At 65.5% G+C, this 24,919-nt stretch carries 27 protein-coding genes and 4 tRNA genes; 17 read left to right on the top strand and 14 right to left on the bottom strand.

Translation table 11 applies throughout. The features are described from left to right. Window positions 1–3: 3 nt before the first annotated feature. Window positions 4–267, bottom strand: a complete 264-nt coding sequence (locus KIP79_RS07190) for a hypothetical protein (RefSeq protein ID WP_214103883.1) — start codon at window positions 265–267, stop codon at window positions 4–6. Window positions 268–492: 225 nt separating this feature from the next. On the opposite strand from KIP79_RS07190, the gene KIP79_RS07185 reads away from it, so the two are divergent. Continuing rightward, the gene (locus tag KIP79_RS07185) at window positions 493–1,845 is read left to right on the top strand and encodes a M14 family zinc carboxypeptidase (protein ID WP_214103882.1); all 1,353 of its coding nucleotides are present in this window, start codon (window positions 493–495) and stop codon (window positions 1,843–1,845) included. A 131-nt stretch (window positions 1,846–1,976) separates the two neighbouring features. Here the strand turns inward: KIP79_RS07185 and KIP79_RS07180 are convergent, their stop codons facing one another. From KIP79_RS07180 to metX, 3 genes are read right to left on the bottom strand one after another with little or no spacing between them, the layout of a single operon-like run. Beyond that, a complete protein-coding gene (locus KIP79_RS07180; RefSeq protein WP_214103881.1) occupies window positions 1,977–2,459 on the bottom strand; it encodes a CoA-binding protein in 483 nt (160 codons plus the stop codon). Then, window positions 2,456–3,793, bottom strand: coding sequence for an O-acetylhomoserine aminocarboxypropyltransferase/cysteine synthase family protein (locus tag KIP79_RS07175; protein ID WP_214103880.1), 1,338 nt, complete (start codon window positions 3,791–3,793; stop codon window positions 2,456–2,458). The genes KIP79_RS07180 and KIP79_RS07175 overlap by 4 nt, the downstream gene beginning before the upstream one ends. Before the next feature lie 19 nt (window positions 3,794–3,812). Continuing rightward, complete coding sequence (metX, locus tag KIP79_RS07170; RefSeq protein WP_214103879.1) at window positions 3,813–5,021, bottom strand: homoserine O-acetyltransferase MetX; 1,209 nt, start codon at window positions 5,019–5,021, stop codon at window positions 3,813–3,815. A gap of 97 nt (window positions 5,022–5,118) precedes the next feature. Between metX and KIP79_RS07165 the strand changes: the two genes are divergently transcribed. Both KIP79_RS07165 and KIP79_RS07160 read left to right on the top strand, forming a co-directional pair. After that, entirely contained in the window at window positions 5,119–5,667 is a 549-nt protein-coding gene (locus KIP79_RS07165; protein ID WP_214103878.1) for an OsmC family protein, read from the top strand. Between the two features lie 13 nt (window positions 5,668–5,680). Beyond that, the gene (locus KIP79_RS07160; protein ID WP_308169616.1) at window positions 5,681–6,919 is read left to right on the top strand and encodes an NAD(P)-binding domain-containing protein; all 1,239 of its coding nucleotides are present in this window, start codon (window positions 5,681–5,683) and stop codon (window positions 6,917–6,919) included. 47 nt (window positions 6,920–6,966) lie between these two features. Here KIP79_RS07160 and KIP79_RS07155 read toward each other — a convergent pair whose 3' ends face one another. Continuing rightward, window positions 6,967–7,524, bottom strand: a complete 558-nt coding sequence (locus KIP79_RS07155; RefSeq protein WP_214103877.1) for an NADPH-dependent FMN reductase — start codon at window positions 7,522–7,524, stop codon at window positions 6,967–6,969. A gap of 154 nt (window positions 7,525–7,678) precedes the next feature. On the opposite strand from KIP79_RS07155, the gene KIP79_RS07150 reads away from it, so the two are divergent. Beyond that, window positions 7,679–8,056, top strand: coding sequence for a winged helix-turn-helix transcriptional regulator (locus KIP79_RS07150; RefSeq protein WP_308169607.1), 378 nt, complete (start codon window positions 7,679–7,681; stop codon window positions 8,054–8,056). A 101-nt stretch (window positions 8,057–8,157) separates the two neighbouring features. Here KIP79_RS07150 and KIP79_RS07145 read toward each other — a convergent pair whose 3' ends face one another. After that, window positions 8,158–8,712, bottom strand: coding sequence for a DJ-1/PfpI family protein (locus tag KIP79_RS07145; RefSeq protein WP_214103876.1), 555 nt, complete (start codon window positions 8,710–8,712; stop codon window positions 8,158–8,160). 195 nt (window positions 8,713–8,907) lie between these two features. Between KIP79_RS07145 and KIP79_RS07140 the strand changes: the two genes are divergently transcribed. The 10 genes from KIP79_RS07140 (at window position 8,908) to KIP79_RS07095 (ending at window position 13,413) form a co-directional block, all read left to right on the top strand. Further along, a tRNA-Gly gene (locus KIP79_RS07140) sits at window positions 8,908–8,979 on the top strand. Between the two features lies 1 nt (window position 8,980). Continuing rightward, a tRNA-Cys gene (locus tag KIP79_RS07135) sits at window positions 8,981–9,054 on the top strand. Between the two features lie 64 nt (window positions 9,055–9,118). After that, a tRNA-Gly gene (locus KIP79_RS07130) sits at window positions 9,119–9,190 on the top strand. A 9-nt stretch (window positions 9,191–9,199) separates the two neighbouring features. Next, window positions 9,200–9,274, top strand: a tRNA-Val gene (locus KIP79_RS07125). A gap of 655 nt (window positions 9,275–9,929) precedes the next feature. Next, complete coding sequence (locus tag KIP79_RS07120; RefSeq protein WP_214103875.1) at window positions 9,930–10,457, top strand: DUF6879 family protein; 528 nt, start codon at window positions 9,930–9,932, stop codon at window positions 10,455–10,457. Beyond that, window positions 10,432–11,289 carry a helix-turn-helix domain-containing protein gene (locus KIP79_RS07115; RefSeq protein WP_214103874.1) on the top strand — a complete coding sequence of 286 codons (858 nt, stop codon included), beginning with the start codon at window positions 10,432–10,434 and terminating at the stop codon, window positions 11,287–11,289. Before KIP79_RS07120 ends, KIP79_RS07115 begins: the two co-directional genes overlap by 26 nt. A 191-nt stretch (window positions 11,290–11,480) precedes the next feature. Then, on the top strand, window positions 11,481–11,906 hold the full coding sequence (locus tag KIP79_RS07110; RefSeq protein ID WP_214103873.1) for an ATP-binding protein: 426 nt from the start codon (window positions 11,481–11,483) through the stop codon (window positions 11,904–11,906). After that, window positions 11,906–12,229, top strand: a complete 324-nt coding sequence (locus KIP79_RS07105; protein ID WP_214103872.1) for a hypothetical protein — start codon at window positions 11,906–11,908, stop codon at window positions 12,227–12,229. Before KIP79_RS07110 ends, KIP79_RS07105 begins: the two co-directional genes overlap by 1 nt. 473 nt (window positions 12,230–12,702) lie before the next feature. Continuing rightward, on the top strand, window positions 12,703–12,921 hold the full coding sequence (locus KIP79_RS07100) for a DUF397 domain-containing protein (protein WP_214103871.1): 219 nt from the start codon (window positions 12,703–12,705) through the stop codon (window positions 12,919–12,921). A gap of 195 nt (window positions 12,922–13,116) precedes the next feature. Then, window positions 13,117–13,413 carry a hypothetical protein gene (locus tag KIP79_RS07095; RefSeq protein ID WP_214103870.1) on the top strand — a complete coding sequence of 99 codons (297 nt, stop codon included), beginning with the start codon at window positions 13,117–13,119 and terminating at the stop codon, window positions 13,411–13,413. Window positions 13,414–13,504: 91 nt separating this feature from the next. Here KIP79_RS07095 and KIP79_RS07090 read toward each other — a convergent pair whose 3' ends face one another. Further along, window positions 13,505–14,470, bottom strand: a complete 966-nt coding sequence (locus tag KIP79_RS07090) for a DUF3987 domain-containing protein (protein ID WP_250212810.1) — start codon at window positions 14,468–14,470, stop codon at window positions 13,505–13,507. 34 nt (window positions 14,471–14,504) lie between these two features. Continuing rightward, entirely contained in the window at window positions 14,505–15,008 is a 504-nt protein-coding gene (locus KIP79_RS07085; protein WP_214103868.1) for a hypothetical protein, read from the bottom strand. A gap of 768 nt (window positions 15,009–15,776) precedes the next feature. On the opposite strand from KIP79_RS07085, the gene KIP79_RS07080 reads away from it, so the two are divergent. Continuing rightward, a complete protein-coding gene (locus KIP79_RS07080) occupies window positions 15,777–16,028 on the top strand; it encodes a hypothetical protein (RefSeq protein WP_214103867.1) in 252 nt (83 codons plus the stop codon). A gap of 89 nt (window positions 16,029–16,117) precedes the next feature. Here the strand turns inward: KIP79_RS07080 and KIP79_RS07075 are convergent, their stop codons facing one another. From KIP79_RS07075 to KIP79_RS07055, 5 genes are all read right to left on the bottom strand, one after another. Then, complete coding sequence (locus KIP79_RS07075) at window positions 16,118–17,038, bottom strand: hypothetical protein (RefSeq protein WP_214103866.1); 921 nt, start codon at window positions 17,036–17,038, stop codon at window positions 16,118–16,120. A gap of 22 nt (window positions 17,039–17,060) precedes the next feature. Beyond that, window positions 17,061–17,519 carry a hypothetical protein gene (locus KIP79_RS07070; RefSeq protein ID WP_214103865.1) on the bottom strand — a complete coding sequence of 153 codons (459 nt, stop codon included), beginning with the start codon at window positions 17,517–17,519 and terminating at the stop codon, window positions 17,061–17,063. 481 nt (window positions 17,520–18,000) lie between these two features. Further along, entirely contained in the window at window positions 18,001–18,402 is a 402-nt protein-coding gene (locus tag KIP79_RS07065; protein WP_214103864.1) for a hypothetical protein, read from the bottom strand. Next, a complete protein-coding gene (locus KIP79_RS07060) occupies window positions 18,399–18,617 on the bottom strand; it encodes a hypothetical protein (RefSeq protein WP_214103863.1) in 219 nt (72 codons plus the stop codon). Before KIP79_RS07060 ends, KIP79_RS07065 begins: the two co-directional genes overlap by 4 nt. 26 nt (window positions 18,618–18,643) lie before the next feature. Continuing rightward, on the bottom strand, window positions 18,644–18,799 hold the full coding sequence (locus tag KIP79_RS07055) for a helix-turn-helix domain-containing protein (RefSeq protein ID WP_214103862.1): 156 nt from the start codon (window positions 18,797–18,799) through the stop codon (window positions 18,644–18,646). Between the two features lie 213 nt (window positions 18,800–19,012). On the opposite strand from KIP79_RS07055, the gene KIP79_RS07050 reads away from it, so the two are divergent. Both KIP79_RS07050 and KIP79_RS07045 read left to right on the top strand, forming a co-directional pair. Next, window positions 19,013–19,600 carry a hypothetical protein gene (locus tag KIP79_RS07050; protein WP_214103861.1) on the top strand — a complete coding sequence of 196 codons (588 nt, stop codon included), beginning with the start codon at window positions 19,013–19,015 and terminating at the stop codon, window positions 19,598–19,600. Next, the gene (locus tag KIP79_RS07045) at window positions 19,601–20,806 is read left to right on the top strand and encodes a tyrosine-type recombinase/integrase (RefSeq protein ID WP_214103860.1); all 1,206 of its coding nucleotides are present in this window, start codon (window positions 19,601–19,603) and stop codon (window positions 20,804–20,806) included. It abuts the gene before it with no gap. Between the two features lie 348 nt (window positions 20,807–21,154). Here KIP79_RS07045 and KIP79_RS07040 read toward each other — a convergent pair whose 3' ends face one another. Further along, window positions 21,155–24,535 carry a glycosyl hydrolase gene (locus tag KIP79_RS07040; RefSeq protein WP_250212809.1) on the bottom strand — a complete coding sequence of 1,127 codons (3,381 nt, stop codon included), beginning with the start codon at window positions 24,533–24,535 and terminating at the stop codon, window positions 21,155–21,157. Between the last annotated feature and the right edge of the window lie 384 nt (window positions 24,536–24,919).

Raw genomic sequence — 24,919 nt, 5'->3', positions numbered from 1 at the left:
CTCTTACCCTCCGTAGATGATCCGGCGGAGCTGTCGCAGCGACAGCTCCGGCGCCGCCACCCGCCTGGTAGGCAGTTCGGCGGCGATCCTTTTGAAGATTTCGTCGTTGGCGAGGCCTCGGGACTTCAGTTCGGCGTGCCGGCGGCGGACGTAGGCCTCCACCGGTTCGCCGAAGTAGGCGAGCACGTCGGCGACCACTCTCGCGGCCTCGCCCGGGCCGAGCATCGTGGTCCGGGTGAGGTGGGCGATGAGGTCGTCGTACGGCATCGGGACAGGACCTTACGGAGGCGGGGCGGGGTTTTCCAAGAATCCTGCCCGAAATCGGGCAAGACTACACTCCAACCTCGACTCGCCGACGTGACCCCTGTCAACCCCGAGTCCGGATTTATCCGGATTTATGTGCTTCCATTAACGCAACACGACAAGTCGTTGGGGCTGCTGTTGGGTGACCTCACAATGTGACAGACGGGGTCATATCTGCACACTGAGTAGGTGCTAGATCCTGCCTTAGCCAGCGAACTCGACTCTGTCCCCGACTACGACCGTTTCGCCACCGTGGACGAGGTCCACGAGGGCCTGATGCGCCTCGCCGCCGCCCATCCCAGCACCGCCGTACTCCGGCGGATCGGCACCTCCCGGCTCGGCGACCCCATGCTCTGCCTGACCGTCGGTGACGGCCCCCGCGACGTGATCGTCGCCGCCGGGCCGCACCCCAACGAACCCATCGGCGGCCTCACCGTGGTGCACCTGGCCGGGCGGCTGTGCGCCTCCCCCGCCCTGCGCGCCTCCGCCACCTGGCACATCGTCGGCTGCCTCGACCCGGACGGCACCCGGCTGAACGAAGGGTGGTTCGCGGGCCCCTTCACCAAAGCCCACTACGGACGGAACTTCTACCGGCCCGCCGGGGACGAGCAGGTCGAATGGACCTTCCCGTTCGCCTACAAACGCTCCTACTTCGACCGGGTGCTCCCCGAGACGCTCGCGCTGATGCGGCTGATCGACGCCACCCGGCCGGCCTTCATGACCACGCTGCACAACGGGGAGCTCGGCGGCGTCTTCTACTACCTGTCCCGGGCCGAGCCCGAGCTGCAGGAGATCCTCAGCGAACTGCCCAGCCGGTACGGCCTGCCGCTGCACGTGGGGGAACCCGAACATCCGTCCATCACCCAGCTCGCTCCCGCGATCTTCCTCAGTCCCAGAATGGAGCACGCGTACGACTACGCCGAGGCGCTCGGGCAGGACCCGACCGAGCTGATCACCGGCTCGGCCTCGGACACCTACGCCGCCCGGTACGGCACGCTCTGCCTGACCGCGGAGCTTCCGTACTGGATGGACCCGTCCGCCGACGACACCTCGCCCACCGACATCCTCTACAGCGACCTGATCAAGGCCCAGGGCGCCGACCTCAGGGACACCGCCGCCGTGCTCCACGAGGCCCTGGCCGGGGTCTCCGCCGACCTGGCCACCAACTCCCCCTTCATCCGCGCGAGCCGGTTCTTCATCCCGATGCTCGCCGGAGTCGCCACCACCGACGAGCAGCGCGCCGCCGACCCGGCCGCCGACCGTCCGGCCACCGGCGCCGAGCGCTCCTCGTGCCGGGACCTCGTACACAGCTACCGGCTCCGGTTCGGGGGGATCCTGCTCCGGGCCCTTGATGGGGAGATCGCCATCGGCAACGGGACGCCCGCCATCCGGTGGCACGCCCGGACGCTCGGTGCGACGTACGAGAAATGGTGCGCCGAGGCCGAATCCCAGACCTCGGCCCAGACCATCCCGATCAAACACCTGGTCGCCCTCCAGTACGGCGCCATCCTGGCCGGCGCCCACCACGCCCTCCGCACCTGACCCGCACGCAGCACCCTCCCCGCGCCGCTTCCGCCAGCACCCTCTCCCCTCCCCTCCCCCGGTACGCCCGACGGCACGCACACCCAGCCCAACGCTTGCCCGAAATATCCCGAAATATCAGGCTTCGTGCGCTACTGGAGCCCGCCACGGACAGCAGTGATGCGCTGGGTGTTGAAGCCGAGCCAGTGCATCCGGCCCACGTAGCGCGCGTGCTCGACCTTGAGGCAGCGGTCCATGATCACTGTCACGCCGCCGTCCGCCGCGATTCGCGCGCCCTCCTCGTTGATCACGCCGAACTGGCACCAGAGCGCACCGGCGTTGATCGCCACGGTCTCCCGCGCGATCCCCGGCAGCGCGTCCGGCGCGCGGAAGACGTTCACGAGGTCCACCGGCACGGGCACGTCCAGCAGGCTCGGGTAGCACGTCTCGCCGAGGATCTCCGTTTCGCGGGGGTTCACGGGGATCACGCGGTAGCCGTGCCGCTTGAGGTAGTAGCCGACGAAGTAGCTGGCCCGCAACTCGTTGCTCGACAGGCCCACGACCGCGATGGTCCCCGCGCTGTGCAGCACGCGCTGGATCGTCAACGGGTCCTGGTAGCGTCCGAGATCGTTCATGCGCCGACCACCTCCGTTCCCGCGGTCGCGGCGACGTACCCGAAACCCTGTTCCAGGTCCCAGATCAGATCTTCGACGGACTCGGTGCCGACCGACAGCCGCACCGTCCCCGGCGCGATGCCGGCGGCCCGGAGTTCCTCGTCGCTCAGCTGGCGGTGGGTCGTGCTGGCGGGGTGAATGATCAGGCTCTTCGCGTCGCCGACGTTGGCCAGATGGGACCAGAGCGTCACGCCGCGGATCAGGTCCTGCCCACCGGCCCGCCCACCGGCGCAGTCGAACGAGAACACCGCGCCGGCGCCACGCGGCAGGTACTTCTCCACGAGTGGCAGGTACCTGCTCGACGACAGCCCGGGGTAGGTGACGTTGGACGCCAGTTCGTGCGATTCGAGGAACGCCGCGACCGCCCGCGCGTTCTCGACGTGCCGTTCCATCCGCAGCGACAGCGTTTCGAGCCCTTGCAGGAACAGGAACGCGTTGAGCGGCGCGAGCGCCCCACCGAGATCCCGCAGGGTCTCGGCGCGCAGCTTCATCAGATAGCCGTAGGTCCCGAACGTCTCGTGGAACTGCAGGCCGTGGTAGGCCGGCGACGGATCCGCGACCACGGGGAACCGCCCGTTGGACCAGTTGAACGTGCCGGCCTCGACGACGACCCCGCCGATGCTCGTGCCGTGGCCGCCGATGAACTTGGTGGCCGAGTGGATCACGATGTCGGCGCCCCACTCGATCGGCCGGCACAGGTACGGCGTCGCGAAGGTGTTGTCCACGATCAGCGGCAGCTCGTGCTCATGTGCGATGGCCGCCACGACCTCGATGTCCAGCACGTTCCCGGCGGGGTTGCCGATCGTCTCACCGAAGAAGGCCTTCGTGTTCGGGCGGACCGCCCGCCGCCACGCGTCCGGATCGTCGGGATCCACCCACGTCAGTTCGACGCTCATCTTGCCCAGCAGGTGCTTGAGCTGGTTCACCGTCCCGCCGTACAGGGCGGCGGAGGACACGACGTGGTCGCCCGGCTGGAGCAGCGTGAAGAGCGCGGCGGCCTGCGCGGCGATCCCGCTGGCGAAGGCCACCGCGCCGCAGCCGCCTTCGAGGTTGGCCACCCGCTCCTCGAACACCGCGACGGTCGGATTCATGATCCGCGAGTACGTGTTCCCGTACTCCTGCAGGTTGAAGTACGCCGCCGCCGATTCCGGATCTTCGAACACGTAGCTGGTGGTCTGGAAGATGGGCACCGCACGCGCGCCCGTGTTCGGGTCGGGCCGTTGCCCGGCGTGCAACTGTCTCGTCTCGAATCCGAACGCGCGGGCTTGCTCGGCACGGGGGAACTTGTCGGTCACCAGACCCTCTTCCTCGACCTCATCCTCCGGCGCCTTCTTCCAGAAACCGGCGGATAATGGGCGTCTGACGCGCTTCCTCCAGCAGGAAGCAGTCGTGGCCGTACGGCGCGTCGATCTCCTGGAACTCGACCGGCTTGCCGAGGGCACGCAGCGCGTCCTCGATCTCCCTCGACGCGGACGGCGGGTACAGCCAGTCGGAGCTGAAGGCGATCAGCAGCGTCCGCGCCGAGACGCCTTCGAGCGCCCGTGCGAGCGATCCGCCGCCGTGCTGCCGCGCGAGGTCGAAATAGGTCAGCGCCCGCGAGGTGAACAGATAGGTGTTGGCGTCGAAGCGCTTGACGAACGAGTCGGCCTGGTGGCGCAGGTAGCTTTCGACCTCGAACTCCGGTTCGCTGATCGTGTGGCGGATGTCCTCGGAGAACTGCAGCCGCCGCCCGAACCGCTCGTTCAGCGCCGGTGCGGACAGGTACGTGACGTGGCCGACCATCCGCGCCACGCCCATGCCGGCGTGGGGGGCGCGGCCGGTGCCGTAGTAGTGGCCGCCCTGCCAGGCGGGGTCGCCCATGATGGAGCTGCGCGCGATCGCGTTCCAGGCCACGCCCTGCGAGTGCAGGGCGTGCGTGCTGGCGATCACCACGATGGCGTCGACCTGGTCGGGATACAGGACCGCCCACTGCAACGCCTGCATCCCCCCGAGCGACCCACCGGCCACCGCCGCGAGCCGCTCGACACCCAGGACGTCCAGGAACGCCCGCTCGGTGCGCACCATGTCCGCGACGGTGATGACGGGGAAGTCCGACCCGTACGGCCTGCCGGTCGCCGGGTCGATCGACGACGGCCCGGTCGTCCCGCTACAGCCGCCGAGCAGGTTCGTGGAGACGACGAAGTAGCGGTCGGTGTCGAACGCCTTACCGGGGCCGATCATCCCGTCCCACCAGCCGAGTCCGCTGCCCGCCGCGCCGTCGCGGTCCGCGGCCCCGAACCCGTCACGGGTGCCTGTCTGGGGCGGCGTCTTCGCGAAGCCGGCCGCGTGGGCGTCGCCGCTGAGCGCGTGGCAGACCAGGATGACGTTGTCGCGCGCGGGGGAAAGGGTGCCGTAGGTCTCGTAGGCGACGCGGACCGGGTGCAGTTCCCGCCCGCAGTCCAGCCGCACCGGTTCCGGCAGGTCGAGGTACCGCGTTTCGACGATGCCGACCGAACCGGCGGGAAACGTCGACGCCGAGACCATGCGGGGAATCCTATCTAGCGGCGATCCTGGCAGCCAAGGTATTGTCACGTATTCCTATGGGAAATTCGGGGAAGCCGCGAAAGGGACATCACGCGACATGACCACGATCGACAACGGAGTCAACGTCCAGGCGCTGCTCGACGCGCGCGAGGCCTTGAAGGGCGCGCCCGAGGCGGCCCAGTTCACCTGGCGGGCCTCCGCCAAGTGGCAGAACGGCGTGCACAGCACCGTCACGATCCAGAGCTTCCACGGCCTCGGCCAGGAGCAGAGCCACAAGAGCGAATCGGTGTTCACCGCGGACCACCCCGAGGTCTTCGCGGCGGAGGACAACGGCATCACCCCGATCGAGTACCTCCTCGTCGGCCTGGCCAGCTGCCTGACGGCGGGTGTGGCGTCGGTCGCGCAGAACCGCGGCATCCAGCTGCGCTCGGTCGAGTCGACGGTCGAAGGCAACCACGACATCCGCGGGATCCTCGGCGCCGACAGCGACGTACGCAACGGCTACAACGACATCAAGGTGACGTTCAGCATCGACGCGGACGCCTCGAAGGAGGACATCGAAGCGCTGGTCGCCCAGTCCCAGAAGCGCTCGGCCGTGTTCGACGCCCTCACCAACCCCACGAACGTCACCGTCGAAGTCGCCTGAGGGAGACCCGGCCATCGAACGCACCACCGCGGTCGTCATCGGCGCGGGGCACGCGGGACTCGCCGCGAGCCACTTCCTCCACGGCCGGTCGATCGACCACGTCGTGCTGGAGCGCGGCGAGGTGGCGAACTCCTGGCGCCGCGAACGCTGGGACTCCCTGCGGCTGCTCACCCCCAACTGGCTGAGCCGCCTGCCGGGCCATCGCTACCGAGGCCCGGACCCCGACGGCTACATGACGATGGGCGAAGTGGTCGAGTTCATCGAGCGCTTCGCCACCGTCACCCGCGCTCCCATACGGACCGGTACGAACGTCACGTCGGTGCGACGCACCGATGACGGGTACCACGTGACGACGAGCCACGGCGACATCGGCTGCCGGGCACTGGTCATCGCGAGCGGCGCCTGCAACCGGCCGACGGTGCCGCCGTTCGCCGACGCGGTCCCGGCGTCGGTCGTACAACTGACACCGTTCGGCTACCGGGGCCCTGCCCAGCTCCCCGACGGTGGCGTACTCGTCGTGGGCGCGTCGGCGACCGGCGTACAGCTGGCCGCCGAGCTGGCGCGGTCCGGCCGGCCGGTGGTCCTCTCGGTGGGAGAGCACGTGCGGCTGCCGCGCCTGTACCGCGGACGCGATGTGCTGTGGTGGATGGACGCCGCGGGCGTCTGGGACCAGCGCCACGACGAGATCGATGATCTGACGCGGGCCCGGCGGCTGCCCTCGCCCCAACTCGCCGGAACCGCCAAGCGCAGGACGCTCGACCTCAACGCGCTCACCGCGATGGGCGTCGAACTGGTCGGCCGCTGGGCGGCCGTGCGTGACGGCCGTGCGCTGTTCTCCGGCGGCCTGCGCAACGTGTTCTCCCTCGCGGACCTCAAGATGCGCCGCCTGCTGGACACCTTCGACGAGTGGGCCAGGACGCACGGCCGCGACGCCGAGGTCGACCCTCCCGAGCGCTTCGCGCCGACCCACGTGCCCGAGTCGGCGCGCTGGCAACTCGACCTGGGCAGCGGCGAGATCCGCACCATCGTGTGGGCGACGGGCTACCGGCCCGACTACGGATGGCTCGACGTCCCCGTGGTCGACCCGAAGGGCCGGCTGCGCCACGAGGGCGGCGTGGTCGACAGCCCGGGACTGTACGCGCTGGGTCTGCCCGTACTGCGACGGCGCAAGTCCACGTTCATCCACGGCGTCGAGGACGACGCGCGCGAGGTGATCGACCATCTCACGCGTCACCTGGCCGCACGCCGCTGATCCCGGACCGGAGGTGGCGACCCGGGTCCCCCCGGGTCGCCGTTCGGTCACTTCCGTAACGGCGCCAATGCCTCCGACCAGGCCACCACCTGGTCGAACGTGGCGGCCATGGCGTCCACCTGATGCGCGCCGGGGGTGAGCGTGGTGAACTTCTCGAAGTCGGTGTAGAAGGAAAGCGCCACCTGGGACCTCGTGGTCGCGAGCTGGACCTCGGCGGCGATGAGTCTCAGGTGTTCGACGGCCCGGACCCCGCCGACGACTCCGTAGCTCACGAATCCGGCCGCCTTGTTGTTCCACTCCGCGTACAGGTAGTCGATGGCGTTCTTCAGCACGCCGGTGGTCGAGTGGTTGTACTCGGGGGTGACGAACACGAACCCGTCGAATCCGGCGATGACCTGTGACCACGCCTTGGTGTGCGGGTTGTCGTAACGGCCGCTCGACGCGGCGATCGGCTCGTCGAGATGGGGCAGGGGGTGGTCGATGAGATCGACGATCTCGAACGTCGCGTCCTCCCGCCCCGCCGCCTGGGCGAACACCCAGTCGGCCACTGCCCTGCTGTAACGCCCCGGTCGTACACTTCCGACGATGATGGCGATTCTCGTCACGGCTCACTCCTTACGATCGTCTTTCTGGACGGCCTGACGAAAACGGCCGTCACCGTCCGAGTGAGCAGTGCGACGATAACGTTAATTCCACCAGATTGAGACGCACTATTTAGTGCATTACGCACTTAGAAGTGCATATTGCGAAAGGAGCGAAATGATCCTTCCCAAGGTTGCCCTGGACGCGTCTCCCTGCGATGATGCGCAGCTTCAGTCCGTGATGCGCGGCCTGCTCACCACCATCGGCGACAAATGGAGCCTCGTCGTCATCGCCTCCCTCACCGCGGGCGAGCAGCGTTTCACCACCCTCCTGCGCGCTATCGACGGAATCTCCCACCGCATGCTCACCAAAACCCTCCGCGACCTGGAACGCGACGGCCTGGTCACCCGCCAGGTCTACGCCGAGGTACCACCCCGCGTCGAGTACGCGCTCACCCCCTTGGGCCGCACCCTGCTCGACCCGATCAACGCCCTCAGCGACTGGGTCGCCGTCCACGGCCGTACGATCCTGGAGAACCGCGCCTCGCCCCAATGATTTTGTCGACCATCAATGTCGGCTTGTCAGGTGCGGAAACGAAATGCCACTCGACCCCCAGCCAGGATCACGACCTCTTGGCCGGCTGGGCGCACTGCCGCCTAACGGGCATCTCGGAGCACTTTCATGAAAGCGCGCATCCACTCAGGATGGTCCGGCCAGGCGCGACCGGTCACCAGGTTGCCCTCCACATGCGCCGGGCTGTCCATCCAGACGGCGCCGGCCTGCTCGACATCCGGTGCGCACGCCGGGTACGCGCTGCACTCCCGGCCCTTGAGCACCCCCGCCGCGGCCAGCACCAGCGGCCCGTGACAGAGCGCCGCGATCGGCTTCCCGCTGTCCGCGAAGTGCCGGACGATCTCCCGGCAGACCGGGTTGTTCCTGATGTACTCCGGCGCCCGGCCCCCCGGCACCACCAGCGCCTTGTACTCCCTCGGCTGCACGTCCACGAACGCCAGGTCGGCCCGCCAGACATGCCCCGGCTTCTCGGTGTAGGTGTCGAATCCGTCCACGAAGTCGTGCACCACGAACTGCAGCTTCTTGGCCGTCGGAGCCGCGATGTCGACCTGGTACCCCTCCTCCAGCAGCCGCTGGTACGGGTACATCACCTCCAGATCCTCCGCCGCGTCACCGGTCACGATCAGGACCTTCGCCATCGCCCCTCACCTCCGTGGTCAGCTTCCCCTCCACACCCTGACCAGGTTCACCAGAACTATTCCCTAGAACCAGACAAAACGGACATTTGGCCATCCAGAGAGCACACCAGGAGTGTTCATGAGCGCCCATGCGCGCACGAGCGCCCGCAGAACGCGATAAGGTTTCTTCCGTAGCCCCGGGCTCGCGGGGTGATCGCGGAAGTGGCTCAGTGGTAGAGCATCACCTTGCCAAGGTGAGGGTCGCGGGTTCGAATCCCGTCTTCCGCTCGGTGGAGTGGCCGAGAGGCGAGGCAGCGGCCTGCAAAGCCGCGTACACGGGTTCAAATCCCGTCTCCACCTCCAGGGACCGTCACGGAGACCCCGCCCGGTCCGCTAAAGTAAGACCAGCGTCGCCAACGGCGACCCTGCGGAAGTGGCTCAGTGGTAGAGCATCACCTTGCCAAGGTGAGGGTCGCGGGTTCGAATCCCGTCTTCCGCTCGCAGTCCCGGACGATTAGCTCAGCGGGAGAGCGCTTCCCTGACACGGAAGAGGTCACTGGTTCAATCCCAGTATCGTCCACCAGCTCCCGTAGCACACCAGGTCTGACCTAGTCAAACAGGAGACAAAGCCCCAGCTCACGGCCTACGTCGCGAGTCTGGGGCTTCTTGTTGTTTCGGGTCCTTCGCGGTTCATGTCAGCACCTGTGCTGACGTTGTGCTGACCCGTCCCCGGTGGCCCTGGCTCTGGTTCCAGGGAGAAACCACCGCTCAGGACCATTTCGCCAGCACCGGCAAATGGTCCCGCTCGGTTCGGACGTACGCCGTGAGGTTGAACGACTATGGGCCGACCCACTTCGGCACACCTCGTCGCGATGGCTGGCGACGACGCAAGGAGTCCAACGCCCGCGCCCGCATCTGCTTCGGCCCCAGCGTCCAGGGGCTTCCTCATGTCCGGGAAGGGTTGACATCCTCGTCTTGGTCTCCCACCGTCGATGTTGCTAGCTATCCTTAGCAATCACCCGGAAGGATCACGCAATGCGCCTACGATTCCTAGGTACCTCGTCAGAGAACGGCGACTGTCCCGCCGCGTACGAGACCTCTCGCGGTACGGTTGCAATCCAAGGGACGATCATCCTTGACCCTGAGACGCTCGCAGACGCCGTCAATCTCGGACCGACAGAAGCGATCATTGAGATTCCCCGTGAGATGCTCAAGTTCATCCCGAAGGAGTAACGCGCGTGCCGGAGCTGGTCAGAGGTGAACGCTTTCAAGAGCTGTTCACTTCGTTCCGATCAACTGCCCAACGGCTTGAAATGCGCGACTGGTATAACTCTCCAGTCGAGCGGGAGCCGCTACGGCGTTTCCTCGATGGGAATCCCGATCCGGAATGGGCAAGACGGCCATGGCTCCAAGCGATCCGCGCAGCGACAGCGGAGGGGCGGCGCTTCCAGCGAGTTCGCATAGTCTCCCTTCCGCTGTCAGATTATGCTCGTTTCGGGCTCTATGGAGCCCAAGCCAATAACCGAGCCGGGGAAGACATACGCTATCTAGACCGCGAAGCTGCGATTAAGGCAGGAATCCCGCAGTTCGATGTCTGGTGCTTTGATCGTACGCTTTCGGCAGTCCTTCATTTCGATGCTGAAGACGGGTCGCTTCTCGGTGCCGAACTGATCGATGATTCTGCCTTGGTCACTGAGCATTGCCGCTGGTTCGATCTCGCTTGGACCCTATCGACTTCTCGTGACGAATTTGCCGCACGTGTCTAGCAACATACGGCAAGCGAGAGAAACACTGGGCCTGAAGCTCAGGGAGATCCGGTTAGACGCGGGCTTGAGCGGCAAGGAACTCGCCAAACAGGCAGGGTGGCAGGCATCCAAGGTCAGCAAGATAGAGCTTGGAAAGCAGACGCCCACCGACTCTGACATCCGCCTTTGGGTCAAGCTAGCGGATGCTTCGGATAAAGAGCGGGACCTGATCGCCGAACTCCGGTCCCTGGAATCGAAGTACATGGAGTGGAAACGCCGTCTGCATGCTGGTGTAAAGAATCGACAGGAAGAGATTCGACAACTCGAATCACAGGTCACCCGGATTCGCGCGTTTCAGTGTTCCGTAATACCCGGCCTTCTCCAAATCCCTCCTTACATAAGGGAGCGATTTAAGCAATCGGTTAAAACATGGGGCGCCCCGGATGATATTGAAGAAGGCATAAGAGCGCGCCTGCGACGGCAAGATGTCCTATACGTGGCCGATACCCATATCGTGATGACCGAAGCCGCGCTTCGGTATGGTACTGCACCCAAAGAAATACTTATTGAGCAGCTAGATCGACTATCTGTTGCCACTTCTCTGCCTAGATTGAAGCTCGGCATCATCCCTCTGCGAGCGTCGTATCCGGTAACCCCTCTGCATGGGTTCCACATCCTGGAAGATCACACGGTACTCGTGGAGACGCTTGCTGCGGAACTGACTCTTATGCAGCCTAGCGAGATCGAACTTTATGTGAAGGTATTTGATGCTCTCGCGGAAATCGCACTCTATGGACAGAGTGCGCGCCGTATTATCACAAAGGCGATTGCTGACCTGAGCGCAGAAGGTTAGCTAGTTGCTTCGGGATGCCAGGGGATGGGACGCCACGACATTTTCTAGCAATCTGGAGCAATCTTGTTGATGGGCCATGACAGGGCCACCTACCGTCGGAGCAAGGCCCCGCACAGCCCGCCGAACGCCACCGGCCGCCGTGCAATCCACCGGGGCCGGTGAACAGGTGAACCCGGCTGATAGGTGCGGTGATGGCCACAACGACAGGCAGCGTCTTAGGGACTCTCGACCTGGTAGGTAAGCCTGAAAGCGTTCATGAAGCACGTCACTTCGTTCGCAGGCTCCTCGGCGACGGCTTCCCCCGACTCGATGACATCGCCCTACTTACCTCGGAGTTGGTCACCAACTCGATTAGGCACTCAAGGTCCGGGAACGGCGGACAAATAACCGTCGCGGTGGCCGAAGGTCCCGGCTTCATCCACGTCGATGTGATCGACGAGGGCTCAGAAGAAGACAAGTGGCCGTGTGTCAGCCCCGACCCGTTCGGGGAGGGCGGGCGCGGCCTTGTTCTGGTCGCGGCCATGGCTCGCGCCTGGAGCTACGCCGACGACGAGGCGGGTCGCGTGGTGTGGTTCGTCATGGACCTGACCGCGAACGCTGAAGGCAGGGCGGGCTGATGAGCGGGGTGGCTGCGATCGGCAGCGACGAACACGCCCTGAGAGAGCTGGAAACGTTGGTGGTCCAGCGCGGCATGACTACGGCCTACTTCCCCGGGCCGGACGGGGCCGGGGCAGCACTCCCGAACCTGATGGTGTTCGACACGGGGGGCGCGGAGCGAGCAAGGGTCACCATCGCCCCCCGGGCGCGAACGTTCATGGTGTCGCTGTTCAAGACAGAGTCACCGCGCCTACTGCCGGTCCGGAACGCCACGGATGCGGCGGGAATGATCTGCGGCCACCAGGACAGCCCTACCAATCCCGGGGCGACGCCGGACGGGTAGGGGATGCAGCTCCTCCGGCGGCCGACGAGCCGCCCGCGTTAATGCCCCCGTATGGCGCGGGATGTGGGCCTGCCGGAGGGGAAAGGCGCGGCGGGGCGGATGGACTCCTGAGGGGGAGGTTCCCGCCCCGCCGCCCGCCAGCCTCGGGGGGAGGGAGGTGAATCAATGAGTCAGAACGGTTCGGAGCCGGAGCCACCCCCGCCGCTGCCTGTCCGCCGCTGCGGAATGTGCATGGGGGGTGCATGTAACAAGTGCACCGGCACAGCGTTCTTGGAAGACGACGTGAAATGCGAATGCAAACACGGGCAATGAGGAAATGGCGAACTACAGCGACAACTGCAAAAGCGAAGGCATTGAAGATCACAATAAGTGCCCAGGCTGTGACTGTACTTGCCACCAGGCGGAAGGTCGGCTTTCCGCCCCAATGACCCTCCAGGGAACCAAATTCGCATACGAAATGAAGGGAGGTGCAAATGGACATTTACGCCGTAGAACTGACAGGCGCCGCGTTCCGTCGCCTCTGCGGCGGAAACCAGCAGGAAGAAGACCAAGAAACCTGCGTGGAAATCGCGCCCATTCCGGGCCTGCCGGACGCGTTCGCGTTGCGGGACAGCAAGAACCCCGCAGCCGGTACGCTGCGATTCTCGCGGGATGAGCTGGACGGCTTCGCCGCCGCTGTAGGGACGCTGTAAACACAGAAATAGGCCCCCGCGCGTCCTCACGCGGGGGCCGCTGTTCATAACGAGGATTGAATGCCGGGGCATTACCACGCATACCAATGGAGCGGTCAAGCCTCGTCCCTGGACAGGGCGGACGGGGCCCGCAGGCCACCGCTCCCGCCGACACCGCCGGACGAGTTCCGCAACTCCCCACTACCGCCCTACCGGATGTGCGATTGGCTTCTGAAGCCCCCGACGTACATCAAGGCGTCGGGGGACCTGGAAACCGTGCTCGGCTGGCTAGGGGAGCAATGGCGGCAACTCTCGCCGTCCTTCGCCTACCCAGACCAGGAACAGCGTTTGGGTGGGGCTGACGAGCGACTTCAGTACGCCCGCGAAGCGCTGACGCACTGCGGAAGCATGGCGTGGGGTCACTGGCTGAAGGGGGAGCGCTACAGCCATACCGCCGTCGTCGGCTGCCCCGACAGACACGCCCCCAACTACCGATGTCCGGCAGGCCGGTAGTCGTGTACGTCATGTCTTTCACGTACATACGTAGGCGGGTGACGTACACACGGGGTAGGCCCCGGCCGAAGCCGGGGCCCTACGCGGAGGGTCAAGCCACCTCGTCCAGGTCATCGAGAAGGGCGTCCCACTCGTCATCGCTAGGAGCCTGGAAGACCAGGGCGGGGGCCTTGGCCCACGTGCCGACCTCCGGGGACGGCTTGGGCTTGGGTGCCATGCTGGCCCGAAGGGCCTCTTCCTGAGCCTTGTCAGCGTCGTACGCCTCCCACAGGTCCTCCCAGTCCTCACCCAGACCGGCCACGGCGGGGAGTTCCCTCGTTTCGTCGATCTCTTCGACGGCGGGGGCGGGCAGGGCCGGGAGTTCATTAATTCCCTCTTCGGCCGCCCCGTCGGTAACGTCCAGGTCCACGTAGCGGTAGATCATGCTGGGCCGACCCATGCCACTCTGGCTCTTGGTGACCTCGATCGTGTCGAGCTGGGCGACGATATCGCGTAGCTCGCTGGCCTTGATGTTCAACGCCCGGTAGATCTCAGTGGCCGTGCGGCCGGTGTTCCCGGCCTCCCGGATGAAGTTCTCGACCTTGACCGACAGCGACGCTTCCTCGGAGGCTTCGGCTTCGGGCAGGACGTAGGCGATGGTCTGAATCGAGTAGGTGACCAGCGCGAGAGCGGCGTCAAAGTCGCGTTCGCTGACCTCGTCGCGGTGCTCGGACAGGGCGAACAGAGCGGCCAGCCGGATCATGTACGCCATCGCCCGTTCGGCGTACTGGCTCATGGCTTCGGTGGAGATCATCGCTTCCACGATGGGCCGGTGCTTGGACTCGAAGACGTGGGCCACGTACCGGGGCACGGTCACGGTGTCCACCTGGCGGGCGTAGTCGCCAGCCTGCCGCAATGCCCGCGCTGCCGCCCTGACGACCTCGTGCGCGTCGGAGGACTCGAAGACCGGCAAGGTCTTGGACTGGTTGACCCATACCGGCAGAACGCGGTTCCAGGTCCCCCCGGTAGCGTCCTTACCACCGGAGACCGCAGCCCAGTTCTTGGGCTGCACGTGCATGATCAGGCCCAGGTGGGGACGGCGTACCCGCAGGTCATCTATCTTGGTCTTGTGGGGCGATGGTCTGGGCGTCGAACGCCTTGCGGAGGTAGACGCCCACCTTGGCGTCACGACGCGCATTGGACAACAGCGCGTCCCCCTCCTCCTCCACGAACAGCACCGGAGTGGCAAGGGTCCCTTCGGCACGGTCCGCCAACTCCGTGATGAGCCCCAGCCCGGTAGCGGGAAGGCCGTCTACCACGCTGTTTTCGGCGAAGCTGGCGAAGGCCGCTTCGACCACGCGCATGGCCATGCCGGTAGCCGTTCCCTTACGGCCCTTGCCGGAGACGCCCACAAGGACGCTCCACAGAGCCAGCGGGGAAGAGCCCTTGCCGGTCTCCACGGTCGGCCCGTGGCCGATGTAGGCGCTGTAGGCCGACATCAGGGACATCATCACCCCCACTTTGGCCCCCTCGGTGTAGGGGTCCAGCGCGTTGGTGATCTCACCGAACAGGCCGTGGAACGCCTCGGGGCTGATGACAGGCTGGTTGTCGTGCATGGCTTGGTAGCCTTCCTGTGCTGGCCCACAGCGTGAGTCTTTGGAGAGAGAGGAGCGTTGTGGGCTGGTCTGTGTTCTGGGCCGACTTCATTAGTTCGTGAGAATCGTCATCACGTTGCGGCGGCTTTGCGCCGGTCGAAGTCGGACAAGACAGGAAGTTAGGGCACGGCTTATTGGCCTGTCAATAAAGTCGAGCGACTTTCTTAGTTTTGTCTGGGCGTGAAGAGAGAAGAAATAACCCCTCTGACCTGCCCTTACTTCATTCTTGCGTGGCCACGCTCACAGCGTTAGGTGCAGGTGCGCGTTTGCGCACGTCAGCGGATGGGTGGGGGGGTACATACATATGCCCGCCCGCGGGCCCGAGGGTCCTGCCTCCTCCGACCATGTACGAGTCTGGGAACTCGCTGGAAAGCCCCCATGGGCACTTCGCAGAAAGAACGAATATTCCAACAAACCATACCCAACTGGCCTTTTGAGCCTGCGGCGAGTTCGCTGTTGATTAGGAGCGGCGGTTGCCCGCCGACCCCAAAACTGCCCGGGAAGGCAGATGCACGGCTCTAGATGTGCCCTCCTGGAGGTCCCCCCGCCTGCCGTGGTGGCCGTCAAGCGTCCGTCACTCGACTTGTACCGTTCGGGTAGCAATGTCCGATGAGCACTGTTTGGACATCTTTTCCTCATCGACTTGACCTGTGGCGCCGGGACCTGTATTAGTGAGCTTGCGAACGCCCGTTCAAGTCTTTAAGGACTATTGGAACGGGCAGGAGAAGAATGAGCTACGTGGTCGCCTTGATACTGGCGGGCCTCGGGTCGGCAGCGGTCTACGCGGTCCTGACCTTCGTTTGCGCGATGGTCGCGATGTTCTCCAAGGATGAGCGGCGTAGTGACATCGCCCAAAAGCTGTTCGACACGCTTATGCGTCGAGGGAAGGGCCCGGAAGCAGCTCCGGAATTACCCCGCGGAACTGGGGATGCGTCTTCGCCACCCGATGAAGCTCCTCCGAGTAACGAAGCCCTGGTATGAGTCTTGCCGATAGAAACAAGAAAAGCCCCGAGCCGTCCCGCACGGGAACGAACTCGGGGCTGGATTTTGAGCTGGTTAGCTCCTGAAGGTCATGACCACTTGACGGCGGCCTTGAGAAGGCCCTCGGAGTTGAGCACAGCCACGTCCGGGGTGACCGGCTGAGCGCCGCCAGGGAAGGACAGCACCCGTGCGCCGTACAGGTGCAGGGCGTCAACCTGGTTGCGGCGGTACTTCTCCACCGGCTGACTGCGGAAGTTCGTGAACTGGCTGGCGAAGGTGGTGAACGCCCGGTGGCCGGCCAGGATCTCCACACCTGCCGGCATCGCCGTCGTGGACACGACCGTGAACCCGGCCAGGGAAGCCACCACGCCGTGAGCGGTGGCCCCGCCTTCACCCAGAGCGGCGGCGTTGGCGACGTCCGGGGCGCGCAGAAGGTAGCGCTTCACCTTCGGGGAGACGACCGCATACCGGCCGCCCGGGACCTTGGCGGTGTCCAGGCGCTCCATCATGTCGAAGACGGCTTCAAGCAGCGCCTCGCCCTTGTCCTGGCTCTTGGCGATGCCGCTCACGTCCACCTGGGGCATCGCGGTTGCCGAGCCCGCGACCTTCGCGCCGACGAAGGTATCGGTCTCGTTGGCCAGGGACTTGATGGACTCCTGGGTTGCGGGTGCGGTGAGGGCTCCGGAGACTTGAACCTTTTCGATGTCGCGGACATAGAAGGCCACATAATCGGCCTCGCTGACGTCAACGAACTGTTCGACCGTCTGCAAATCCTCGATCGTCATGCCGTCCGTGTCGGTGTACTTGCCGACGCTGGGCCGGATCAGGCCGTTGACAACGACCCGGTCACCCTTTTCGCTGATGTCGCCTTCATAGTCGCGGTTGCACACCAGCGGAGAGGCCCACACCAGAAGCGGGTCGAACTGGGTAAGAAGTTCGTTGCTCCACTCGGTCGGCACCCATGAATAGGTGCCCTCGTGGGCATAGTCGGGCATCGGGTTGATTGCCAAGGGAACGTCCTTTCAGGGACAGTCATCGACGCTGGCGGGCGTCGAGAGGGATGCTCGGTCGAGATGAGCCGTTCCGTCCCTGTGGACCGATGCCGAGGTTCTGAGCGAACTTGGGCCGAGTGGGACCGAAACGGCTGAGGAACCCGGTAAGTGCGGCAGAGTCGATCTCTCCGGCCTCCGTCACGAAGGCGGTGAGGTTGAGCGCGGCCATGGCCTCGTCATCCAGTTCGACACCGCGCTCGCTGGCGATGGTGCGGATCTGGGTCAGGGTGTCCTGTTCGCGTCTCTGGGAGATGATCTGCTCCAGTTCCGCGACCTTGGCCGTAGCGGCCTCCAGGTCAGCGGTGGCCTTCTTCCACCTGTTCTCGTTGACGCGGGAAAAGTACTTCCACCGTTCCGCGTCGTTCTCGAACTGCGGGGTTCCATCAACGTCGGCGACCTGCTCCGTTACGGTGGTCGCCTCAGTCGTGCTGTCGTCCATTTCGGATCTCCAATCGATGCCGACCCGTTCCGGGCGGCGGGCATGAAAAAAGGCAGCCCGGAGGACTGCCTTTACTGAGGGATCAGACGCCGTCAGCCTTACGGGCTGGGCCCCCTCACTCACATGCATATAGGGCGGACAATGACAGAAGGTCCGGACATGGAACCTGTGATGTGTGTCACAGGAGATCCCACTCTTGAAGAAGAAAGAAAGAAGTGGGCCCCGGCACGGAGACCGGGGCCACACACAAGTTGAGGAAAGTAAAGAAACTTGGGGGCGTCTCGAAGACGCCCACTAGGAACTCCCCCGTGGGGGCGGCCCTGAACCGGCCGCCCCTCCTGGATGAGGTTCGTCGTTACCCTCCTCACCCTCCTGTCATAGGAGAAGTAGAGAGGGTGTCGTGTTTGCCCACGCCAGACGGGCAACCCAGTCCGGGAATCGAAAACCATTCAGTCCGATTCCGTAGAACTGGACGGCAGATCTAGGCGGCCTCCCCAGTGTCCGGGCGGGTGATGTATCCGGGCTTGTAGGTGCGGTGGATGGGGCAGAGCGATCCCCGCGCCCTCTGCCGTTCCCACAACTCCCGCACGAGCCACACGCATGTCTCACCTCCTCCCGGCATCATCAACCCGGCCTCACGAAGCTTCTTGAGAGTCGCGTAGACCGTCGAGCGAGAGGCAGGCTTGCGCGTGCCGTCCGGCAGTCCACGACCGAGAATGCGCTGTAGTTCTCCGGGGATGAAGACGGCATGACCGGTGTTGTTGGCCCGGCCTATCGCCACCAGCAACAGCCGGGTATCCAGGGACAGCCCGACCCCCTTCCGGCCGATACTGCTCGCATAACGCTGGAAGAGCTTCCCCCACGCTTGTTCAGGTAGCGTCATGCGCCCATCCGCAGACTCTGGTTATCGGCCCCGTCCTGCCGGAGCGCGTACCCCAGAGCATCCATGATCTGCCTGTACCTGCCCTCCTTCGGAACCAACATCTTGTGGCGATACACCTTGCCATCGACCTCGATCTCATCGACCACCCAAAGCAGGTCATCCACGGTGAGTCGCTGGCGGTCCATACCGCCGTCTTCTGTCTTCCGTTCAGTCATGATCGAATCCCTTCGCTGATGATCGTTTAGAGGGACTGGCGTTCTAGCCAGGTCTCCACGTTGCGCTGTCTGAATCTGAGGTGCTTGCCGATCTTGAAGCCGGGCAAGCCCCAGGTCTTCCACTGGCCGTAGATCGTGGCCTTGGACACGCCCAAGTAGTCCGCCACGTCGTCAACCGACATGAGTCGATTGCTGCCGCCGCTGCTCAAACGCTGCTCTTTCTGCCGGGGGTGGGTTCCGCGCCCACATGGAGCGCTGGTGGGGGCTGTCGTCCGCTGTTGAGTTGTCAAGGAGCCACTAGCACACGGTTGCAACCTGTTTCCGTGTGCCTGGTTCAACGATAGGCCAGATATGACACATGGCGCAAGCCGGGTGCCGTGTGTTAACTTGGTGATGTGGAACCCATCGACCTCAGCCCTCACGGCTGGACTCTCCCACCCGGCTGGGCCCTCTACCCCGCCGCACGGTACGACAGCCAGCCCGCCGACCTCATCGGCGTCTACGACGTGCAGGGCTGCACAGTGATCATCTCCGCAGACCTCCGCGCACCCATCAGCGGACCCATGGAAGTCCGCATACGAGAGGAGTTCGACCCCGACAAAACTAAAGAACGCGACGGGATCACCCTGGACGTCCTACGAGCCGTCCCCCTAGGCGACGCCCGCAAGACCCTCGCCGAATGGCTGCCACGCCTACGGGCCACCTTCTATCCCGAGGAAGCCCCCCGGCCGCTGCCCGAGCGCGTAGAGACCCCGCATGACTACGCCCTCGTGGCTGCCGAATATGTCCGCCTTATATACACAGGAGAGCGACGCCCGATCCACGTCATGGCCGAAGCCTCCGGCGTCTCCCGCAACACCATCAGCGCCCGCGTCCGCCGCGCCCGGGACATGGGCCTGCTCCTCCAAACCCGCACCGGAACCACCCTCAGCGCCGAACTCACCTCCACAGCACAGCAACTGCTCTCCCAGAAAGAAACCTAAGTGGCCAACCTGCTCAAGAAATGCGAATGCGCCGACACCAAAGCCGCGCGCAAACTCGACCTCCGCAGTTCCGACGACCGCAAGACCGCTGAACGCACCTGGAACAAGTGCCCGCACTCCTGGACCGTCCGCTACCGGCTCGGAGGCCGGGGCACCCCCCAGAAAGAGCAGTCCTACCCCCACGAGATGAAACGCGACGCCGAAGCATTCATCCTGGAGATCAAGGCCGACAAGGTCACGGGCCTACGCCGCACCCTGGACCCCAAGGCGGGCAACATCCTCTTCTCCGACTGCACCACCAAGTGGTTGATCGGGCGAGTCCTCAAGCCCAACACCCTGGAGCGCTACCGCTCCTACCTCCGCAACCACATCACACCCGCGCTCGGCCACCTCAAGCTCAACGGGATCAAGCGGCAGCACATCAAGGACCTCATCACCACGATGCGGGCAGACGGCTACTCCCCCAGTACCGTCAACGGCTGCTACGCCGTGATCAACTCGATCATGGATGAAGCCGTACGAGACAAGCTCATCCCCGAGTCCCCCTGCACCGAGATCGAACTCCCCACCGCAACCAGGCGGAAAGACTTCTACGTCCCCACCTGGGCACAGATCGCCAAACTCGCCGAGGGCATGCCCCCCGACTGGGCGGCAACCGTCTGGCTCATGGCCGGGTGCGGCCTACGCATCGGCGAAGTCCTCGCCTTCAACGAAGACTGCCTTCTGTTCGGCGGCAAGCGAATCAGAATCTCCCAGCAGGTCACCCAGAAGCACGGCTTAGGCCCGCTCAAGCACCGAGAGGAAGGCGAATACCGGGACATCCCCCTTCCCCGGTTCATCCACAAGGTCATTACCACCCACCTGGACAGCCACAGCAGCAACGAAGACGGCTACCTGTTCCAGGGACGCAGGCACCCGTACGTGAACCATGAAGTGTTCCGCGTCAAGTTCAAGGCCGCTGCCAAGGCGGCCGGACTCCCCGAGGACTTCACCATCCACGGCCTCAGACACGCCTACGCCTCCATGCAACTCTCCCAGGGCATCCCGATCACCGACCTGTCCCATTGGCTCGGCCACAAGGACATCAACGAGACCTACAAGACCTACGCACACCTACTTGAGGAGGCATGGGACCGCGCCCTTGAAGCAATGGAGAACGCCTATCAAGCGGCCATCACGCCAGAAGAAGATCGTGCCGCGTGCTGACGTTGTGCTGACCCTCAAGCCCACAGAAACCGGTCTACCTTGGACTTTTGCCCCCAGATGGCACATTCCCAGTATCGTCCACCCAGAGAATCCCAGGTCAACGGCCTGGGATTTTTCGTTTCGAAGATCGCTGACCATGAAATCGGGAACGAAACGGGAGTACACCGCTCCCGCAAGATCAATATTGCGGTGATCGCGACTCATGGCTGGTCCGCGTCGACAGCCGCGGGCGGCAAGGTCACCCTGGTGGAGTTCCTGGGCCTCGAATGCGAGGCGCAAGAAGTATGCCGGGGAGGTCACCGATGGTGATGGCGGCGGGCCGCTCGTGCGGCCCGCCGCCGTCATTGGCTACGCGAAGGGCAGGCGGATGACGCTCTGGTTGCCGATCCCGACGTTGGTCGTGGTGGAGCCGATCGCGCTCCAGATCTCGACCCGCACCGAGCCGTTGGCCAGGTTGCCGAGGGCGCCGGTGGCCGTCTTCACCCCGGACGCCTGGGTGTAGTGCTCCCAGCCGCTCACCGGGTCGGTGGCGAAGTACGCGTACGTCTCCACCCGGTCCCAGCTGCCGTTGCCGGTCAGGTCGTAGGAGACCCTGATCTGCGTGGCGTTGCCGACGTTGGTCCCGGCGTCCACGAACACGTCGAACGTGGTGGCCGCGCCGCTGAACGTGCCGGTCAGCCCGGTCGCGTTGTAGACGGCGGCGTTGGTCGGGACACCGTCGTGGTTGCCATTGGCCGCGGCCAGTGTGACGCTGCCGGCCGCACCCGTCGTCCCCGGCAGCGAGCCGTTCGACTGCGGGTACCGGTTGGCGGAGAACTGAGCGGGCGGTGAGGGCGACGGGCTGGGCGACGGGCTGGTGCAGACGCCACCGCCGTAGACCTTGAACTCCCACAGCGAGTAGCCCCATGCGGTGCCGCGCGCCGTACCGTAGAGCCGCACGTAGCGGCCCGACCCGGACACCGTCAGGTTGTCCGTGCCGCCGTCACCGGTGGTGGTGGTGTAGATGTCGGTCCAGGTCGTCCCGTTGGTGGAGGTCTGGATCTGGTACGACCGCCCGTAAGCGGTCTCCCAGGTCAGTTGCACCGACGAGATGTTCTGCACCGAGCCGAGGTCCACCTGGATCCACTGCGGGTCGCTGAACGCGCTCGACCAGCGGGTGGCCCCGTCGCCGTCGAACGCCAGGTTGGCCGGGTAGCCGCTCTCGATGCTCGACGAGGTGGCCGGTCGGCCCTGCGAGAGCAGCGAGGTCGGTGTGCACGGCGAGGGCGACGGGCTCGGGGACGGGGACGGGCTGGGCGACGGGCTGGGCGACGGCGTGCCGCCCCCGGTCGCGTTGCCGCCGCTCCAGGTGAACAGGCCCGAGGTGACGGTCTTGCCGGCCGGCGCGGTCAGCGTCGTGCCGTTGGAGAAGGTCACCGTCAGGGAGCTGTTGGTGATGTTGGAGGCTACGTAGGTCCGTACACCGTTCTTCACGAAGACCTTCGCCAGCGGGTGGTTCGCGGTGACCGTGGTGTCCACCGTACCCAGCGAGGCCAGGTTGCGCAGCCAGTGGAAGGTGTGCGCCTTGCTCTCGCCCTCCTCGGAGGTGAATCCTGGATTGGCCTGGAAAGCTGCCAGAGCGGCCGGTCCGTCGCCGAGTGCCCGGAACTCCTGGAGGATGTCCTGCCAGACCGTCGGTGGGCCGCCGTTGTTGGTGACCAGCTCGTTGTAGTTGGTCAGCACGTAGGCCGGGTACTCGCCGAGGTAGAAGTGGCCACCGGTGATCGGCAGCATGTTGATGCCCTGGATCATCTCGGGCTCGGCGCTGAACCAGGTGGCGTACGCGCCGCCGGAGCCCCAGACCATGCCGACCGTGGAATGCCCGAAGGTGGACGGGAAGTTCTGGTTGCGCACGTCGAACCAGTACTCCTGGATCGCCGCGGTCTGGGTGGCGTAGATGAACACGCCGGCGTCGCGGACGGCGGTGTTGCCGGTCGCCTGACCCCACTGGATCAGGGCGTTGGCGAAGTTCATCCCCTCCGAGGAGGACTCCTGGTTGTTGCCGGAGCCGAACGCGCCGTGCCCGGACGCCCAGTCGTGGCCCGCATAGATGTCGAAGTCACGCAGGTACGGGAAGCGGGTGTCGTTGCGGTCGTAGTTGTTGGCGTCTCGGATCAGCAGGTCGACCATGCCGCCGTACTGGCCGTTGGTCGCCCAGGTCGGGTCGAACTTCGCCAGCGTCGCCGCGGCCGCGATGTAGTAGCCGTAGTGGAAGTGGTGGTCGTTGAGCTCGGCGTCCGAGCCGTAGGAGGCCGGGTAGCCGAGCAGGGTGCCCCAAGCCGAGTTGTAGTAGAAGACCCGGCTGGTCTTTCCCGGGCTGGCGGTGAACCAGTCGTTGAGCCTGGTCCGGATGCGGTTGAGCGCCGAGTCCCGGACAGCGGTCAGGTTGAGCTGGTCGGCGATCTCCGCGATGCGTGCCGCCCGGCCCAGGCCCTTGCCGGTCCAGTAGGTGTCGTCGCCGAGGCCTGCTGTGGGGTCGCCGAGCTCCGCGTTCAGGTAGTTGGTGATGGTGGTCAGGTCGCCACCGGCGTTGTCGCCGACCGCCGGAATCTCCGGCAGCACACCCTGGAACTTCATCGTCGTGCTGAACGAGGTGCCGGTGACCACCTTCATCTGGCCGCGCGCCGAGATGTAGGTCTGCGCCAGCGGCGTCGAGCCGGTCAGGTAGTTCCACTGGTGCGGGTAGAGCGCGATGACGGTGCCGCTCGCGTTGCCTTCCCGGGCCGTGGTGGTGAAGGTGTAGGTGGTGCTGACGTTCGAGGTGCCGGGGTTGTAGGAGTACGACACCCGGGTGCCGGTGACGTGCGCGTGGGCGTACTGCGCGTAGGTGTTCGCCAGGCTGGTGCGGGTGGCCGCCGGGGTCGACGGCGACGTCGGCAGCACCGCGACCGAGAAGTAGTTCTGCCCGTTCAGCGTCGAGGAGATGCTGGTCCCGCTGACCGTCCAGGTCGAGCCGCTGGGGGCGAAGCCGAGGTAGTCCTTGCCGTTGACGGTGAACCCGATGGTCCCGCCGCTGTTGGACCACACGGTCGGGGTGCCGCTGGTGGTGATCTGCGCGTTGCCGCCGGTCTTCTGGAAGTAGGCGAACGGCAGGCCGTGCCCGATCGTGGCCTTCAGCGTCCGCGTGCCGTCACTCCAGTACGGGGTGACCGTCCAGTCCGTCCAGCCGTCCACCTTGGTGTCCGGCGAGTTCAGCCCGGTCACGCCGACCAGGATGTCCTGCACGTACGGGTAGTGGTACTCCCCGACGCCGGTCGCGGTGCCGCTGATCGCGGCCACGGTGTTGTAGGAGAAGCCGAGGCCGCCGGCGAACGTGTCATACGAGATCGGGTGCGCGTGCAGCGGCTCGCCGTAGGCGCAGTCGAGCCGCTTGAACAGCAGCGACGACCACCAGTCGTTGGTGGGGACCGCGCCGGCCGGGGCGTTCGCGGTGACGTAGGCGCGCGGGTTGGTCGACAGCGATCCGCAGCCGGACGGCAGGGCACGGCCGGCCGGCAGCGTATCGGCGTACGACCCGGCGCCGACCGTGCCCGCCTGGGCGGCAGGCGTGCCGGCCACGAAGGCGAGCATCGTGGCGATCATCGCCAGCACCACGCCGACCACGACCGGCCGCGACACGGTACGGCGGGCCGGCGGGCCGGCGCTGGGCAGCGAGGTGCCGGGTAACTGAGCCCCGATGGGCTGGTCCATTTTTCCTCCGTGGGGGGACGACCGGGGGTGCGAGAGTCGGGGGGCGGACGGATCGGTGGCTACAGCGGGTGATGTCTCGGTTTCGAGATGGAATCGGGGACGCACCGGAGAAAGCGGACGGGCTCGCCACTGCACTGAGAGCGCTCTCTCAGCGCGCAAACTAACGCCCGGAATACTTCTCGTCAATGTTTCTCAGTGATTGCCCGGAGGTTAATCCCTCCGGTGCAGGTCAATGCGGTCCGGTGTCGCGGCGCCACAGCCGCCCCGGCGCCGCACGCCCTCGGGGTGCGGGCTGCGACGTCGACCAGCGGGTGGCACCGGCGTGGGCGGATGCGAGGGAACGGCGGTCCTCCCGCGGCGGACCGCGCGAGGCGCGCCCGTCGC

The organism is Acrocarpospora catenulata, assembly GCF_018476525.1.
Taxonomy (GTDB): Bacteria; Actinomycetota; Actinomycetes; order Streptosporangiales; family Streptosporangiaceae; genus Acrocarpospora; species Acrocarpospora catenulata.
The sequence above is the reverse complement of the archived record's forward strand: the minus strand, read 5'-3'. Positions and strand labels throughout refer to the sequence as shown.

Bases quoted from the DNA above. Each gene is read 5' to 3' on its own strand.
- KIP79_RS07150 (WP_308169607.1), top strand. From the start codon at position 7,679: ATGATCCTTCCCAAGGTTGCCCTGGACGCGTCTCCCTGCGATGATGCG.
- KIP79_RS07180 (WP_214103881.1), bottom strand. From the start codon at position 2,459: ATGAACGATCTCGGACGCTACCAGGACCCGTTGACGATCCAGCGCGTG.
- KIP79_RS07095 (WP_214103870.1), top strand. From the start codon at position 13,117: ATGTGCGATTGGCTTCTGAAGCCCCCGACGTACATCAAGGCGTCGGGG.
- KIP79_RS07085 (WP_214103868.1), bottom strand. From the start codon at position 15,008: ATGCACGACAACCAGCCTGTCATCAGCCCCGAGGCGTTCCACGGCCTG.
- KIP79_RS07110 (WP_214103873.1), top strand. From the start codon at position 11,481: ATGGCCACAACGACAGGCAGCGTCTTAGGGACTCTCGACCTGGTAGGT.
- KIP79_RS07105 (WP_214103872.1), top strand. From the start codon at position 11,906: ATGAGCGGGGTGGCTGCGATCGGCAGCGACGAACACGCCCTGAGAGAG.
- KIP79_RS07090 (WP_250212810.1), bottom strand. From the start codon at position 14,470: ATGCACGTGCAGCCCAAGAACTGGGCTGCGGTCTCCGGTGGTAAGGAC.
- KIP79_RS07060 (WP_214103863.1), bottom strand. From the start codon at position 18,617: ATGACTGAACGGAAGACAGAAGACGGCGGTATGGACCGCCAGCGACTC.
- KIP79_RS07040 (WP_250212809.1), bottom strand. From the start codon at position 24,535: ATGGACCAGCCCATCGGGGCTCAGTTACCCGGCACCTCGCTGCCCAGC.
- KIP79_RS07080 (WP_214103867.1), top strand. From the start codon at position 15,777: ATGAGCTACGTGGTCGCCTTGATACTGGCGGGCCTCGGGTCGGCAGCG.
- KIP79_RS07190 (WP_214103883.1), bottom strand. From the start codon at position 267: ATGCCGTACGACGACCTCATCGCCCACCTCACCCGGACCACGATGCTC.
- KIP79_RS07165 (WP_214103878.1), top strand. From the start codon at position 5,119: ATGACCACGATCGACAACGGAGTCAACGTCCAGGCGCTGCTCGACGCG.
- KIP79_RS07100 (WP_214103871.1), top strand. From the start codon at position 12,703: ATGGACATTTACGCCGTAGAACTGACAGGCGCCGCGTTCCGTCGCCTC.
- KIP79_RS07145 (WP_214103876.1), bottom strand. From the start codon at position 8,712: ATGGCGAAGGTCCTGATCGTGACCGGTGACGCGGCGGAGGATCTGGAG.
- KIP79_RS07065 (WP_214103864.1), bottom strand. From the start codon at position 18,402: ATGACGCTACCTGAACAAGCGTGGGGGAAGCTCTTCCAGCGTTATGCG.
- KIP79_RS07070 (WP_214103865.1), bottom strand. From the start codon at position 17,519: ATGGACGACAGCACGACTGAGGCGACCACCGTAACGGAGCAGGTCGCC.
- metX (WP_214103879.1), bottom strand. From the start codon at position 5,021: ATGGTCTCGGCGTCGACGTTTCCCGCCGGTTCGGTCGGCATCGTCGAA.
- KIP79_RS07055 (WP_214103862.1), bottom strand. From the start codon at position 18,799: ATGTCGGTTGACGACGTGGCGGACTACTTGGGCGTGTCCAAGGCCACG.